10 protein-coding genes are annotated in these 13,502 nt (G+C 71.0%); 6 read left to right on the forward strand and 4 right to left on the reverse strand.

Going from position 1 to position 13,502, the window contains the following annotated elements; all coding sequences use genetic code 11:
- Window positions 1-118: 118 nt before the first annotated feature.
- A complete protein-coding gene (locus SKC42_RS18535) occupies window positions 119-502 on the reverse strand; it encodes a hypothetical protein (protein ID WP_330965741.1) in 384 nt (127 codons plus the stop codon).
- A gap of 163 nt (window positions 503-665) precedes the next feature.
- On the opposite strand from SKC42_RS18535, the gene SKC42_RS18540 reads away from it, so the two are divergent.
- The 4 genes from SKC42_RS18540 to SKC42_RS18555 are packed head-to-tail and all read left to right on the forward strand — an operon-like array spanning window position 666 to window position 7,134.
- Window positions 666-1,328, forward strand: a complete 663-nt coding sequence (locus tag SKC42_RS18540; protein ID WP_330965742.1) for a TetR/AcrR family transcriptional regulator — start codon at window positions 666-668, stop codon at window positions 1,326-1,328.
- A 34-nt stretch (window positions 1,329-1,362) separates the two neighbouring features.
- Window positions 1,363-5,967 (forward strand): ATP-dependent helicase, encoded by a 4,605-nt coding sequence (locus SKC42_RS18545; RefSeq protein ID WP_330965743.1) that lies wholly within the window; start codon window positions 1,363-1,365, stop codon window positions 5,965-5,967.
- Window positions 5,968-5,982: 15 nt separating this feature from the next.
- Window positions 5,983-6,747: an endonuclease VIII Nei2 gene (nei2, locus tag SKC42_RS18550; protein ID WP_330965744.1), complete on the forward strand. Its 765-nt coding sequence runs from the start codon at window positions 5,983-5,985 to the stop codon at window positions 6,745-6,747.
- A gap of 54 nt (window positions 6,748-6,801) precedes the next feature.
- Window positions 6,802-7,134 (forward strand): DUF732 domain-containing protein, encoded by a 333-nt coding sequence (locus tag SKC42_RS18555; protein ID WP_330965745.1) that lies wholly within the window; start codon window positions 6,802-6,804, stop codon window positions 7,132-7,134.
- A gap of 9 nt (window positions 7,135-7,143) precedes the next feature.
- Here the strand turns inward: SKC42_RS18555 and pstS are convergent, their stop codons facing one another.
- Together pstS and SKC42_RS18565 are read right to left on the reverse strand one after the other, a co-directional pair.
- Complete coding sequence (gene pstS, locus SKC42_RS18560; RefSeq protein ID WP_330965746.1) at window positions 7,144-8,253, reverse strand: phosphate ABC transporter substrate-binding protein PstS; 1,110 nt, start codon at window positions 8,251-8,253, stop codon at window positions 7,144-7,146.
- A gap of 88 nt (window positions 8,254-8,341) precedes the next feature.
- Window positions 8,342-9,259 carry an extracellular catalytic domain type 1 short-chain-length polyhydroxyalkanoate depolymerase gene (locus SKC42_RS18565; RefSeq protein WP_330965747.1) on the reverse strand — a complete coding sequence of 306 codons (918 nt, stop codon included), beginning with the start codon at window positions 9,257-9,259 and terminating at the stop codon, window positions 8,342-8,344.
- Window positions 9,260-9,463: 204 nt separating this feature from the next.
- On the opposite strand from SKC42_RS18565, the gene SKC42_RS18570 reads away from it, so the two are divergent.
- Together SKC42_RS18570 and SKC42_RS18575 are read left to right on the forward strand one after the other, a co-directional pair.
- Window positions 9,464-9,814 carry a DUF732 domain-containing protein gene (locus tag SKC42_RS18570; protein ID WP_330965748.1) on the forward strand — a complete coding sequence of 117 codons (351 nt, stop codon included), beginning with the start codon at window positions 9,464-9,466 and terminating at the stop codon, window positions 9,812-9,814.
- A gap of 131 nt (window positions 9,815-9,945) precedes the next feature.
- Window positions 9,946-10,275 (forward strand): DUF732 domain-containing protein, encoded by a 330-nt coding sequence (locus SKC42_RS18575; protein ID WP_330965749.1) that lies wholly within the window; start codon window positions 9,946-9,948, stop codon window positions 10,273-10,275.
- Between the two features lie 318 nt (window positions 10,276-10,593).
- Here the strand turns inward: SKC42_RS18575 and SKC42_RS18580 are convergent, their stop codons facing one another.
- Window positions 10,594-13,497: an arylsulfatase gene (locus SKC42_RS18580; protein WP_330965750.1), complete on the reverse strand. Its 2,904-nt coding sequence runs from the start codon at window positions 13,495-13,497 to the stop codon at window positions 10,594-10,596.
- Window positions 13,498-13,502: the final 5 nt, after the last annotated feature.

The raw sequence follows: 13,502 nt of genomic DNA on the forward strand, positions 1-13,502 counted from the left end.
TGCTCCTATCGCAGATCTTCGGAGGCCTTTATGCAGCTCAAGATGGGTCGCACATACAACGGTAGACCTCGCGGAGCGCTTTGACGAGGGTGTCGGGACCAGAGGCTTTGCGCGCGCCTTACAGCGGCAGGACGGGGCCGGCGATGCGGGAAACGCCGAGCGAGACCGTCACCACCATCAGCGTGAACAGGAACCAGCCGGCACCGTGCCACGCCCACCACGTGCCCTCCGCCTTCCATACCCGGTAGGTGCGCAGGAAGGCCCAGAGGCCGCCGGCCAGCAAGATCAACGGGCTGCCGCAGGCGAGCAGCGTCCGTTGCGGGGCGCCGCACGCGACCGTGTCGACGGTCGTTCCCGGGCAGGTGCTGACCCACAGGGCGGCCAGGACGAGGAAGCCGAGCCCGGCGGCGGCCGCCAGCATGGCGAACCGGATCGCCGCGTGTACCTCGCGGTCGTCGTGTCCCAGGTGGTCCCCGGGCGATCGCTCGTCAGCCCTCTGCATCGGCGCCCTCCCATCCACCGGCCGGCATAAGCGTGCTCACTTTGCGAGTTCATCGTTGGCCGCGCCGCTTTAGTTACCGCACCCCGGACCTGGGGTAAACCGGGACCCACGGGTTCGATGCGGCGGCCAAGTCGAAATCACCTGCGTGAGTAACATGTGACACATGCCCAATTCGAGGAGGCGGCTGTCCCCCGAGGATCGACGCGCCGAACTGCTCGCCCTGGGGGCGGAAGTATTCGGGAAGCGGCCCTACGACGAAGTGCGCATCGACGAGATCGCCGAACGCGCCGGGGTGTCCCGAGCGCTGATGTACCACTATTTCCCCGACAAGCGGGCGTTCTTCGCCGCGGTGGTCAAGGACGAGGCGGACCGCCTGTACGCGGCCACCAACAACCCGGTTCCCGACGGCATGACGATGTTCGAGGAGATCCGGACCGGTGTGCTGGCCTACATGGCCTATCACCAGCAGAACCCGGAGGCCGCGTGGGCCGCCTACGTCGGCCTCGGCCGGTCCGACCCGGTCCTGCTCGGCATCGATGACGAGGCCAAGAACCGCCAGCTCGAACACATCATGACGCGCATCGCGGAACTGGTGAGCACCTTTCCGGACCGGGAACTCACGCCAACGGTCGACCGGGACCTGCGGGTCATCATCTACGGCTGGCTGGCGTTCACCTTCGAGATCTGCCGCCAGCGCATCATCGACCCCACGACGGACGCCGACCGGCTGGCCGACGCCTGCGCACACGCGCTGCTGGACTCCATCGCCCGGGTGCAGGACATTCCGCCAGAGTTGGCCCACGCGATGGCCACGGCGCGATTCTAGGCGTCCTGTCGGCGCCCCTTGGCACCATGGTGGGGTGAACGCTCGCAGCGATCCCCCGCAGCCCGACCCGTTGGGCCGGTTCAGCGCGGTCACGCGGGAATGGTTCGCCAGTACCTTCACCGAGCCGACCATCGCCCAGGCGCAGGCGTGGAAGGCCATCGCCGACGGCGACAACACCCTGGTCATCGCGCCGACCGGGTCGGGCAAGACGCTGGCGGCGTTCCTGTGGGCGCTGGACAGCCTCGCCGCCGCGGCCGACCGGCCGCCCGGCACCAGCGTCCTGTACGTGTCCCCACTCAAGGCACTGGCGGTCGACGTCGAACGCAACCTGCGCACCCCGCTGGCCGGGCTGACCCGGATCGCCGAGCGCCGCGGGGTACGTCCCCCCGCCATCAGTGTGGGTGTGCGCTCCGGGGACACGCCGCCCGCCGCGCGCCGCCAGCTCATCGCCCGGCCGCCCGACGTCCTCATCACCACGCCCGAGTCGCTGTTCTTGATGCTTACCTCCGCCGCGCGCGAGACGCTTGCCGCCGTGCAGACGGTGATCGTCGACGAGATCCACGCCATCGCCGCGGGCAAGCGCGGCGCTCACCTGGCGCTCTCGCTCGAGCGGCTTGACGAGCTGCGCCACACGATGTCCCAGGCGCGTCCGGCTCAGCGCATTGGGCTGTCGGCGACGGTCCGTCCGCCCGAGGAGCTGGCCCGGTTCCTCTCCGGCCAGCAGCCGACGACCATCGTCGCTCCCCCGTCCGCCAAGACCGTCGACCTCAGCGTCCAGGTGCCGGTGCCGGACATGGCCAACCTCGCCGACAGTCCCTCGCAAGAGGGTGGTACCCCCAGCATCTGGCCGGACGTGGAGGCGCGCCTGGTCGACCTGATCGAGGCGCACAACTCGACCATCGTGTTCGCCAACTCACGCCGGCTGGCCGAGCGGCTCACCGCCCGCTTGAACGAGATCCACGCCGAACGCCGCGGAATCGGGCCGGGAGCCGAGACCAACCCGAAGGTGGCCGGCGGCGCACCCGCCCACATCATGGGCAGCGGCCAGACCTACGGCGCCGAGCCGATCCTCGCGCGGGCCCACCACGGGTCAGTCAGCAAGGAGCAGCGGGCGCTCGTCGAGGACGACCTCAAACGCGGGCTCCTCAAGGCGGTGGTGGCCACGTCCAGCCTGGAGCTGGGCATCGACATGGGCGCGGTGGACCTGGTGATCCAGGTGGAGGCGCCGCCGTCGGTGGCCAGCGGCATGCAGCGCATCGGGCGGGCCGGACATCAGGTCGGCGAGGTGTCCCGCGGGGTGCTGTTCCCCAAGCACCGCACCGACCTGATCGGGTGTGCGGTGACCGTGCAGCGAATGCTGGCCGGCCAGATCGAGACGATGCGGGTGCCCGCCAACCCGCTCGACATCCTCGCGCAGCACACCGTCGCGGCGGCCGCGCTCGAACCGCTGGACGCCGATCGGTGGTTCGACACCGTGCGCCGCAGCGCCCCGTTCGCGACCCTGCCCCGCAGCGTGTACGAGGCCACCCTGGACCTGCTGAGCGGCAAATACCCGTCCACCGACTTCGCCGAGCTGCGCCCCCGGCTGGTCTACGACCGCGACACGGGCACGCTGACCGCGCGGCCCGGCGCCCAGCGGCTGGCGGTCACCTCGGGCGGCGCCATCCCCGACCGCGGGATGTTCACCGTCTACCTCGCCACCGACTCCGAGAAGCCGTCCCGGGTCGGCGAGCTCGACGAGGAGATGGTGTATGAGTCGCGGCCCGGCGACGTCATCTCGCTGGGGGCGACCAGCTGGCGGATCACCGAGATCACCCACGACCGGGTCCTGGTGATCCCCGCGCCGGGCCAGCCGGCCCGGTTGCCGTTCTGGCGCGGCGACGACGCCGGCCGCCCGGCCGAGCTGGGCGCCGCCCTGGGCGCGTTCACCGGCGAGCTCGCGGGCCTGGGCCGCGGCGATTTCGACCGTCGTTGCGCGCAACTGGGCTTCGACGGCTACGCGACCGACAACCTGTGGCGCCTGCTCGACGAGCAGCGCACCGCGGCCGGGGTGGTCCCCACCGACACAACGCTGCTGGTCGAGCGGTTCCGCGACGAGCTGGGCGACTGGCGGGTGATCCTGCACTCGCCGTACGGGCTGCGCGTGCACGGCCCGCTCGCCCTGGCGGTGGGCCGGCGGCTGCGCCAGCGCTACGGCATCGACGAGAAGCCGACGGCCTCCGACGACGGCATCGTGGTGCGGCTGCCCGACACCCTTTCCGACACCGGGACCGATGCCCCGCCGGGTGCCGAGTTGTTCGTCTTCGACGCCGACGAGATGGACCCCCTCGTCACCGCCGAGGTGGGTGGCTCGGCGCTGTTCGCGTCGCGCTTCCGCGAGTGCGCGGCCCGCGCCCTGCTGCTGCCGCGCCGACACCCCGGCCGCCGGTCGCCGCTGTGGCAGCAGCGCCAGCGCGCGGCCCAGCTGCTGGAGGTCGCGCGCAAGTACCCCGACTTCCCGGTGGTGCTGGAAACCGTCCGGGAATGCCTGCAGGACGTCTACGACGTCCCGGCCCTGGTGGAGCTCATGGCCGGCATCGCGCAGCGCCGGATCCGGGTGCTCGAAACGGAGACGGCGAGACCGTCGCCGTTCGCGGCGTCGCTGCTGTTCGGCTATGTCGGCGCGTTCATATATGAGGGCGACTCGCCGCTGGCCGAGCGCCGGGCCGCGGCGCTGTCGCTCGACAGCTCGCTGCTGGCCGAGCTGCTGGGGCGGGTGGAACTGCGGGAGCTCCTGGATCCCGAGGTGATCGCCGCGACCGGCCGTCAGCTGCAACACCTTTCCGACGACCGCGCCGCTCGCGACGCCGAGGCGGTCGCGGACCTGCTGCGGCTGCTGGGACCGTTGACCGAGGACGAGGTCGCCGCCCGGGCCGGCGGCGCCGAGGTGGGCGGTTGGTTGGAGGGTCTGCGCGCCACCCGCCGGGCGCTGACCGTGTCGTTCGCCGGCCGCGTCTGGTGGGTGGCCGTCGAGGACATCGGGCGGCTGCGCGACGGCGTCGGAGCCCCGGTTCCGCTGGGCGTGCCCGCGACGTTCACCCAGGAGGTGGCCGACCCGCTCGGCGAGCTGCTGGGACGCTTTGCGCGCACCCGCACCCCGTTCACCACGGCGGAGGCCGCGGGCCGGTTCGGCCTCGGGCTGCGGGTGACGGCGGACGTGCTGGGCCGGCTGGCTTCCGACGGCCGCCTGGTTCGCGGCGACTTCGTCGCCGCTGCCGAGGTCTCGGGCGCCGGGTCCGAGCAGTGGTGCGACGCCGAGGTGCTGCGCATCCTGCGGCGGCGCTCGCTGGCGGCGCTGCGCGCCCAGGTGGAGCCGGTCAGCACCGCCGCCTACGGCCGGTTCCTGCCGGCCTGGCACCGTGTCGGCGCCACGCCGGGCGAGGCCGGGCACTCGGGCGTCGAGGGCCTGATGGCGGTGATCGACCAGCTGGCCGGGGCCCGGATTCCGGCGTCGGCGCTCGAGCCGCTGGTGCTCGCGCCGCGGGTGCGCGACTACTCCCCGCCGATGCTCGACGAGCTGCTCGCGACCGGCGAGGTGACCTGGTCGGGGTCCGGGTCGATCTCCGGCAGCGACGGCTGGATCGCGCTACACCCCAGCGACGCGGCGCCGCTGACGCTCGCCGCGCCCGCCGAGATCGACCTCACCGACGCCCACCGCGCCATCCTGGACACGCTGGCCGGGGGCGGCGCCTACTTCTTCCGGCAGCTCGAGCCGGGTGAGGCCGGATCGGCCGAGCTCAAGGCCGCGCTGTGGGAGCTGATCTGGGCCGGCCGGGTCACCGGCGACACCTTCGCCCCGGTCCGTGCCCTGTTGAGCGGAACGGGCGCCCGAAAGCGGTCCGCCCCGGCCCACCGGGCGCAGCGCCCGCCGCGGCTCAGCCGCTACAGCGTCGCGCACGCCCAGCACCGCGCCGTCGACCCGACCGTCGCGGGCCGCTGGTCGGCGCTGCCCGCCCCGGAGCCGGACTCGACCCCGCGCGCGCACTACCAGGCGGAGCTGTTGCTGGGCCGCCACGGCGTCGTCACCCGGGGGGCGGTGGCCGCCGAGAACGTCTCCGGCGGGTTCGCCACCCTCTACAAGGTGCTCAGCTCCTTCGAGGACGCCGGCCGCTGCCAGCGCGGATACTTCGTCGAGTCGCTGGGCGGGGCGCAGTTCGCCGTCGCGTCGACGGTCGACCGGCTGCGCGCCTTCTCCGACGGGGTCGACCCGGAGCGACCCGAATACCGGGCGGTGGCGCTCGCCGCCGCGGACCCCGCCAACCCTTACGGCGCCGCGCTGCCGTGGCCGTCCGCGACGGAAGGCGCGCGGCCGGGCCGCAAGGCCGGGGCGCTGGTCGTGCTCGTGGACGGCGGCCTGGGCTGGTTCCTCGAGCGCGGCGGGCGGTCGCTGCTGACCTTCACCGACGATCCCGCCGCCCACCGGGCCGCGGCCACGGCGCTGGCGGGCCTGGTCTCCGCGCGCCGCGTCGCATCGCTGCTGGTGGAGCGCATCGACGGGGCGCCGGCCCTGCAACCGGGTGACGGCGGCCCGGGCCCGATCGTCGACGCGCTGTCGGAGGCCGGGTTCGCGCGGACCCCGCGCGGCATGAGGTTGCGGTGAGCGGGCCGGGCGGCCATGCCCGAGGGTGACACCGTCTGGCACACGGCCGCCGTGCTGCGCGAGCGGCTGGTCGGGCGCACGCTGACCCGCTGCGACGTGCGGGTGCCGCGGTACGCGACCGTCGACCTCACCGGCGAGGTGGTCGACGAGGTGCTCAGCCGGGGCAAGCACCTCTTCATCCGGGTCGGCCCGGCCAGCATTCACTCGCACCTGAAGATGGACGGCAGCTGGCGGGTCGCCGACCGGCCGGTGCGGGTCGATCACCGCGCGCGGATCGTCCTGGAGGCCGGCGCCGTCCGCGCCGTCGGCGTCGACCTCGGGGTGCTGGAGATCCTCGACCGCGGCCACGACGGCGAGGCGGTCGCGCACCTGGGACCCGACCTGCTGGGTGAGGACTGGGACGCCGCCCGTGCCGCCGTGAACCTGCTGGCCCGGCCGGACCGGCCGCTCGCCGAGGCACTGCTGGACCAGCGGGTGCTGGCCGGTGTGGGGAATGTCTACTCCAACGAGTTGTGTTTCGTCAGCGGGCTCGCGCCCACCGCCCCGGTGAGCGCCGTCGCCGACCCGCGGCGCCTCGTCGCGCGCGCACGGGAGATGTTGTGGCTGAACCGTTTCCGCTGGAATCGGTGCACCACAGGGGACACCCGGGCGGGCCGGCAACTGTGGGTTTACGGGCGTGCGGGGCAGCCGTGCCGCCGCTGTGGAACCCCCGTCAATTACGACGGGACCGGCGAGCGGGTGACCTATTGGTGCCCCTCCTGCCAGCGGGACATGCGATGATCGCAGAGTCAGCGGCTTGGCGTGCCGCCAGGACTGCTAGGGGAGGTTTCAGCGATGTCGACCTGCCACGTGCGCTCGCCCAGGAACCGACTGGCCGTCCTCGCCCTCGCCGTCGCGCTGCCGGGCATCGCGGCCGTGTCGGCGCCGGCGGCCGGGGCCGACACGATCGACAACGCGTTCCTGTCCGCGGTGAAGGGCAAGGGCATCAACTTCGCGTCGCCGCAGGCCGCGATCGTCGCCGGTCACGAGGTGTGTGACGAGCTCGACCTGGGCCGGCAGAAGTCCGACGTCGCGTCCGAGGTGATGACCAACAGCAACCTGGACGCCTACCGCGCCGGGTTCTTCGTGGGCGCCAGCGTGTCCGCCTTCTGCCCCCGGTACCGCTGATCGCGGCGGTCAGCCGATCGCGTTCACCGCGGCGGCCAGTCGCGGCTTGAACTCCTCCGGGATGGGGATGTAGCCGTTGTCCGCCAGCCCGTCTTGGCCGGCGCCGATCGTGCTCTGCAAAAACGCCTTGACGGCGGTGCCGACCTGCGGGTCGGGATATTTCGAGCAGACGATCTCGTAGGTCGCCAGCACGATCGGGTACGCCTCCGGCTGGTTGGGCCGGTAGAACGAGATGGTGTCCAGCGCCAGGTCGTTGCCGTCGCGGATGAACCAGGCCGACGAGATCGTCTTGCCCACCGAGTGTGTCGTGATCCCCACCGGGTCGGGGCCGGCCGACGTGATGATCCTGGCCATGTCCAGGTGCTGCGCCTGCGCGAAGGACCACTCGTTGTAGGTGATCGACCCCTCAATGCCCTTGGCGGCCGCGGCGGCGCCGTCGTTGCCCTTGGCGCCCTCCCCGACTCCGCCGTTGAACCTCTTGCCGGCGCCCTTGCCCCACGCGCCGTTGGACGCGGTGTCGAGATATTTCTGGAAGTTGTCCGTCGTGCCGGAGTCGTCGCTGCGGAACACCACCCGGATGGGCTCCGACGGCAGCGGCACCCCGGGGTTCAGCGCCTGGATCGCCGCGTCGTTCCACGTAACGATGCCCCCGTTGAAGATTCTCGCCGCGGTCGGGCCGTCGAGCGCCAGCGTCGTCACACCGCTGACGTGGTAGGCGATCGCGATGGGGCCGAACACCACCGGCAGGTTCCACACCGGCGAACCGCACCGCTGCTGCGCGCGGGCGTACTCGTCCTTGCTCAGCGGCGAGTCGGAGCCGGCGAAATCCGTCTGGTTGCCCACGAACTCGCTGATCCCGGCGCCCGAACCGTTAGGGGTGTAGTTCAGGGACTGGCCGGGGCAGGCCTGCTCGAAGGCCTTGACGAACCTGGTCATCGCGTTTGCCTGTGCCGTCGATCCGCTGGCCTTGGGGGCCGGGATCCCGCCGCACGCCACCTTTGCGGGTGAGAGGGGCGTCGCGTGCCCCCCGCCGCCGTTTTTGTCACCGCCGCACGCCGACAACGGCCACGCGGCGACGGACAGAACGGTCAGGACGAAGCCAAATCTATTGAGCCTCAACTGGAGTACCGACTTACTCTCGCTTACTCGCGACCATGAGGCATGGTAACAAGACGGCGGCGGGCGGGCATGCCGAGCGATTTCCCGGCTAATCCCTGGCGTGTGCCAGGAAGAACTGCGCGATCGCCTCCGAGGCGTCGAGTGCGCGCGTGGTGGGCCCGATGACCGCCCGCGGCAGGTATTGCTGGCCGCCCGGCCAGGTGTGGCCGCCGCCGTCGATCTGGTACAACACCACCTCGGTGGCCGCCGCGCATCCCGCGGAAGCGAACCGGTGGACGACGGTGCCGTCACCCACGCCGGGCAGGTCCTGCGCCGACGGCTGGCCCTGGCAGCCGTCGACCGAGCGCCACTTGTCCACCATGCTCTTCGCCGAGATGGCGTGACTCAGCCCGCCGCGGCCGCGCACCTCCCCGCCGTTGAACGGCACCAGCGGGTCGGCGGTACCGTGCGCCGCCAGGACGGACACGGGCCGCGCGGGATTGCAGGCCACCCCGACGCCGAGCGTGCCCGCCACCGGCGCGGCGGCGGCGAAGACGTCGGCGCGGTCGCAGGCCAGCTTGTTGGACATGAAGGCCCCGTTGGACATTCCGGTGACGAACACGTGCCCCGGCGCGATGCCGTAGTCGGTGCGCAGCTTGCCGGCGAGCGCGGTCAGGAACCCGACGTCGTCGACGTGGCGCCGGTCGGCCGGCGACGCCCCCCGGCCGTCGGCCCAGCTCTTCTCGTAGCCGTCGGGATACGCCACCAGCAGGCCGTGGGTGTCGGCGACCGCGTCGAAGTCGGTCAGGCCCCGCTGCCCGACCCCGGTTCCGCCGCCGCCGTGCAGGCTCAGCACCAGGGCGACGGGGTCGCCGGGCGGCACGTGCAGCGTGTACGTCCGGTCCATCCCGCCGGAACGCAGCGTGCCGGGCACGTCCTTGGCGCTGGCGGCGGACACGTCCCGCACGCCGCAACCGGCCACGCACGCCGCCATGACGGCGAGGCACAGCAAGCGCGCGTACGGCATGGGGGTCAAATTACCGATCCGCGCGGTGAATCGACGAGGACGCGCAGATGAAGGGTCGCCGCCGGGCCCCGAAGGTAGAGGAAAGTTAGACTGCTCGCAATCTCGACGACGATTACACCGCACCAATCCGTAACCTTCCGGCCACCTTTGGCGCAACACTTGATGTAGTCAACGATCAATTTCCAATATCGACGGGGTATCACTATGACCAGCAAACGCACCCGTAAGCCCGTACTCCTGTCGATGCTCGGCGCCGGCGCCCTCGCGGTGGCGGGACTGCTCGGCCCGCTCGCGGCGGCCCCGTCCGCGCACGCCGACGGCACCGACGACGCCTTCATCACGGCGCTGAGGAACGACGGCATCGAGCACGAGTCCAAGCAGGCCGCCGTCTCGGCCGGTCACCTCGTCTGCCACCAGCTCGACATGGGCAAGACGCAGGAGCAGATCGCCACCGACGTGATGAACAGCAGCGGCATCGACGGCGACCACGCCGGGTACTTCGTCGCGATCGCCGAACGCGCGTACTGCCCGCAGTACGCCGACATCCCCTCGTGACGCAGCGGGCATCGCGCTTTCGTTCGCGATGATCCAAAATTTGGCGATCGCGCCCGCCACGCGGACGTAAAGTGCAACTTGTTCGCATTCACCCGTCGGCGACCGGGATAACTGCACAGGGGAGTTCTGTCATGACGAGCAGGAGATTGTTCGGCTCCCTGTTGCGCATGGGCTCCGGCCTGCTGCTGGCGCTCGGCCTGCTCGCACCGCTGGAGGCGACCGCCCACGCCGACGCCACCGACGACGCCTTCCTCGGCGCCCTCAAGGCCAAGGGCATCAAGTTCGGGTCGTCGGAGAAGGCCCTCGTCGCCGCGCACGAGGTGTGTGACGAGCTCGACAACGGCAAGTCGCCCGCCCAGGTCGCCTCGACCGTGCAGAGCAACAGCGACCTGGATGGCTACCACGCGGGTTTCTTCGTGGGCGCCAGCATCCGCGCGTACTGCCCGCGGTACGCGTCTTAACGAGATCGCAACGCTCGCAGCCCCTGCGTGAAACACGCGCGTCCGTAAAATTTTGCGCAGTGCTACGACGGAGACTGTGAGTGATTACGAAACTATTGGTTAGCGGCGCTGTCGTTGTGGGGGCGGGTCTCGGTTTAGCCGGACCGGCGGGCGCCGATCCGAGCGTCTTCGGTGTGCTCAGCTGTGGCTGCCACGAAGTCGCGCCCGCCAACAGCCCGGTCCCCACCGACCGGGTGAACGAGGGAATCCGGCAAGGGCTCGCCGGCCCGGCATCCACCCCGGTTCAGTAAAAGCGGCCCGGCGGGCCCTGCGACCCGCTCACCCGGCCGCGCCGTGCCCGACGGCCTGGACGGACGCGTGCTCGTGCAGCGCCTTCTCGGCCTCCTCGGGAACCGGCTTCAGGTCGAACACCACCTCGTTGACGGTCCCGGTGAACGGGTACGGCGCCCTGTCCTCGTAGTCGCGGTCGACCACCAGGCCGTTGTCCCGGCTGACGTCCATCCCGGCGTAGGAGGTGAACGCCAGCGGCACCGTGTGCGCCATCTCTCCCTCGCCGATCTGGGTCTCGTTGGCCCACAACGTCACCCGCCCGCCGGAGCCGGCGACGGGCCGCTCGGTTTCGAACAGCATCCGCACCGTCACGTCGCCCGCCGGGATCGGCTCGGTGGAGACCTGCCGGTAGGTGTCCACGCCGAGATACGAATACGTGTGGTGCAGCCGCTGCGTCTCGTCGACCCAGAGCGCGAACCCGCCGATAAAGTCGCCGTTGGCCACGATCACGCCCTGGGCGCCGCCGTCCGGAACATGCAGCCGCGCCTCGATCGCGTACGAGCGGCCGAAGATGCGGGGCACCATGCCGCGCTGGATGTTCTGCACGTCGCCCTTGAAGGTGAACCGCGTGGTGGTCGGCAGCGGTGGCAGCTCCCCGAACATCACCGCGATCCCGCCGAGCAGCGGCAGGACCCGGTTGCGTTCGGCCTCCTGCCACCACAGCCCGGCGAGTTCGGCGACCTTGTCCGGGTGCTGCGCCGCCAGGTCGGTGGCCTGCGAGAAGTCGTCGGGCAGGTAATACAGCTCCCACACGTCGTCGTCCGGGTCGTACTTGCCCGGCGCGAAGCGCTGCAGGGTCTGCGGCGACAAGTCCCACGGCGCCTTGTCGAGGCGGGCGCAGGCCCACCACCCGTCCTTATAGATGGCGCGGCTGCCGAAGTTCTCGAAGTACTGCACCGTGTGGCGCTCTTCGGCCGATTGGTCGCCGAAGGTGTGCAGGAAGCTGGTGCCGTCCATCGGTTCCTGCTCGATCCCGTCGACGTGGGTGGGCTCCGGTAACCCGATAGCCTCCAACACCGTTGGGGCGATGTCGATGCAGTGGGCGAACTGCGAACGGATCGCGGCGTCCGCGGGAATCCGGCTCGGCCAGGCGATCACCATCGGATCGCGGGTGCCGCCCAGGTGGCTGGCCATCTGCTTGCCCCACTGGAACGGGGTGTTGCTGGCGTGAGCCCAGGCCGACGCGAAGTGCGGCGCGGTGAATTCGTTGCCCAGCGACTCCATGCCGCCGTACTGCTCGATGAGCTCGAGCTGGTGGTCGGCGTCGAGCAGCAGCCCGTTGAGGAACGTCATCTCGTTGAACGAGCCGGTGATGGTGCCCTCCATGCTGGCGCCATTGTCGCCCCAGATGTAGAAGACCAGCGTGTTGTCCAGCTCGCCAAGGTCCTCCACGGCGTCCAGCAGCCGGCCGACGTTGTAGTCCGCGTTCTCCGAGAACCCGGCGAACACCTCCATCTGCCGGGCGTAGAGCTTCTTCTCATTGTCCGAGAGGCTGTCCCAGGCCGGGAACAACTCGGGCCGCTCCGTGAGTTGGGTGTCGGGCGGGATGATTCCCAGCTCCTTCTGCCGTTCGAAGGTCTTGCGGCGGTATACGTCCCAGCCCTCATCGAATTGGCCGCGGTACTTGTCGGCCCACTCGGCGAACACGTGGTGCGGCGCGTGGGTGGCCCCGGTCGCGTAGTACATCAGCCACGGCTTCTCCGCGTCCTGGGCGCGCACCGCGTGCAGCCACTCGACGGCCTTGTCGGTGAGGTCGTCGGGGAAGTAATAGGGCTTACCGTCGCGGCCCTGCGGGACTCCGAGGACGGAGTTGTCCTGGGTGATCAGCGGGTCGTACTGACCCGCGGCGCCGGACAGGAAACCCCAGAAGTGGTCGAACCCCCAGCCCACGGGCCAGTTGTCGAACGGCCCGGCCGCACCCTGCACGTTGTCCGGGGTGAGGTGCCACTTGCCGAAACCGCCGGTGACGTAACCGTTGTCGCGCAGGATTCGCGGCAGCGACGCGCAGCTGCGCGGCCGCACCGTCGAATAGCCGGGGAACGGGCCCGGGAACTCGCACACCGATCCGAACCCCACCCGGTGATGGTTGCGTCCGGTCAGCAGCGCGGCGCGGGTCGGTGAGCACACCGCGGTAACGTGAAACCTGTTGTAGGTCAGCCCATTTTGCGCCACCCGGCTCAACGCCGGGGTGTGGATGCCGCCGCCGAAGGTGTCCGGGCCGCCGAAGCCGGCGTCGTCGATCAGCACGATCAGCACGTTCGGCGCGCCATCGGGCGCCTTGGGGCCGGGCACGATCGTCCAGTCGCCGACCGACTCGCCCATGGTGCGACCCACCGTGCCGCCGAAGCCGCGTTGCGGCAGCGGCAATTTGGTGCGGTCCGGGTTGAACTTGCCCATCGCCTCCTCCAGCGCGGCACCCAGGCTCCGCAGTGTCGAACGGCTCAGCTCCGCAACGGATTTCATGGGTGAGCCGGCCAGCGCCTGCTCGGTCGCGAGCCGGCCCTCGGACGGCACCACGGCGATGACGACGGCGCTGCCCGCGGCCAGCGCCTGCCCGATCTTGTCGCCCAGCCCGCTGGTGATCCGGTGCTGCGCGAACGTTCCGGCCAGCGCCCCGGCGGCGGCACCCACCGCCGCGGAGGCCAGCAGCGCCGGGGAGAACAACCCGACGGCCAGGCCCGCGCCGGCGCCCCATGCGGCACCGCGCCGGCCCAGGCGGTTGCCGGTGTCCAACAGGACCGCGTTGCCGTCCGGATCCTTCCCGACCAGCACGGCGCCCCGCAGCGCAATCCGCCTGTGTTTCGTTCCCTCGGTGAGGGTTTCGAAGTCCCGGCGGGCCGGGTCGATGTCCTGATATCCCGCGACGATGACCAGCGCGCGTTCTTCACTCATGACGG

The organism is Mycobacterium sp. 050134, assembly GCF_036409085.1.
Lineage (GTDB): Bacteria > Actinomycetota > Actinomycetes > Mycobacteriales > Mycobacteriaceae > Mycobacterium.

Bases quoted from the DNA above. Each gene is read 5' to 3' on its own strand.
- SKC42_RS18580 (WP_330965750.1), bottom strand. From the start codon at position 13,497: ATGAGTGAAGAACGCGCGCTGGTCATCGTCGCGGGATATCAGGACATC.
- SKC42_RS18535 (WP_330965741.1), bottom strand. From the start codon at position 502: ATGCAGAGGGCTGACGAGCGATCGCCCGGGGACCACCTGGGACACGAC.
- nei2 (WP_330965744.1), top strand. From the start codon at position 5,983: ATGCCCGAGGGTGACACCGTCTGGCACACGGCCGCCGTGCTGCGCGAG.
- SKC42_RS18570 (WP_330965748.1), top strand. From the start codon at position 9,464: ATGACCAGCAAACGCACCCGTAAGCCCGTACTCCTGTCGATGCTCGGC.
- SKC42_RS18575 (WP_330965749.1), top strand. From the start codon at position 9,946: ATGACGAGCAGGAGATTGTTCGGCTCCCTGTTGCGCATGGGCTCCGGC.
- SKC42_RS18555 (WP_330965745.1), top strand. From the start codon at position 6,802: ATGTCGACCTGCCACGTGCGCTCGCCCAGGAACCGACTGGCCGTCCTC.
- SKC42_RS18565 (WP_330965747.1), bottom strand. From the start codon at position 9,259: ATGCCGTACGCGCGCTTGCTGTGCCTCGCCGTCATGGCGGCGTGCGTG.
- SKC42_RS18540 (WP_330965742.1), top strand. From the start codon at position 666: ATGCCCAATTCGAGGAGGCGGCTGTCCCCCGAGGATCGACGCGCCGAA.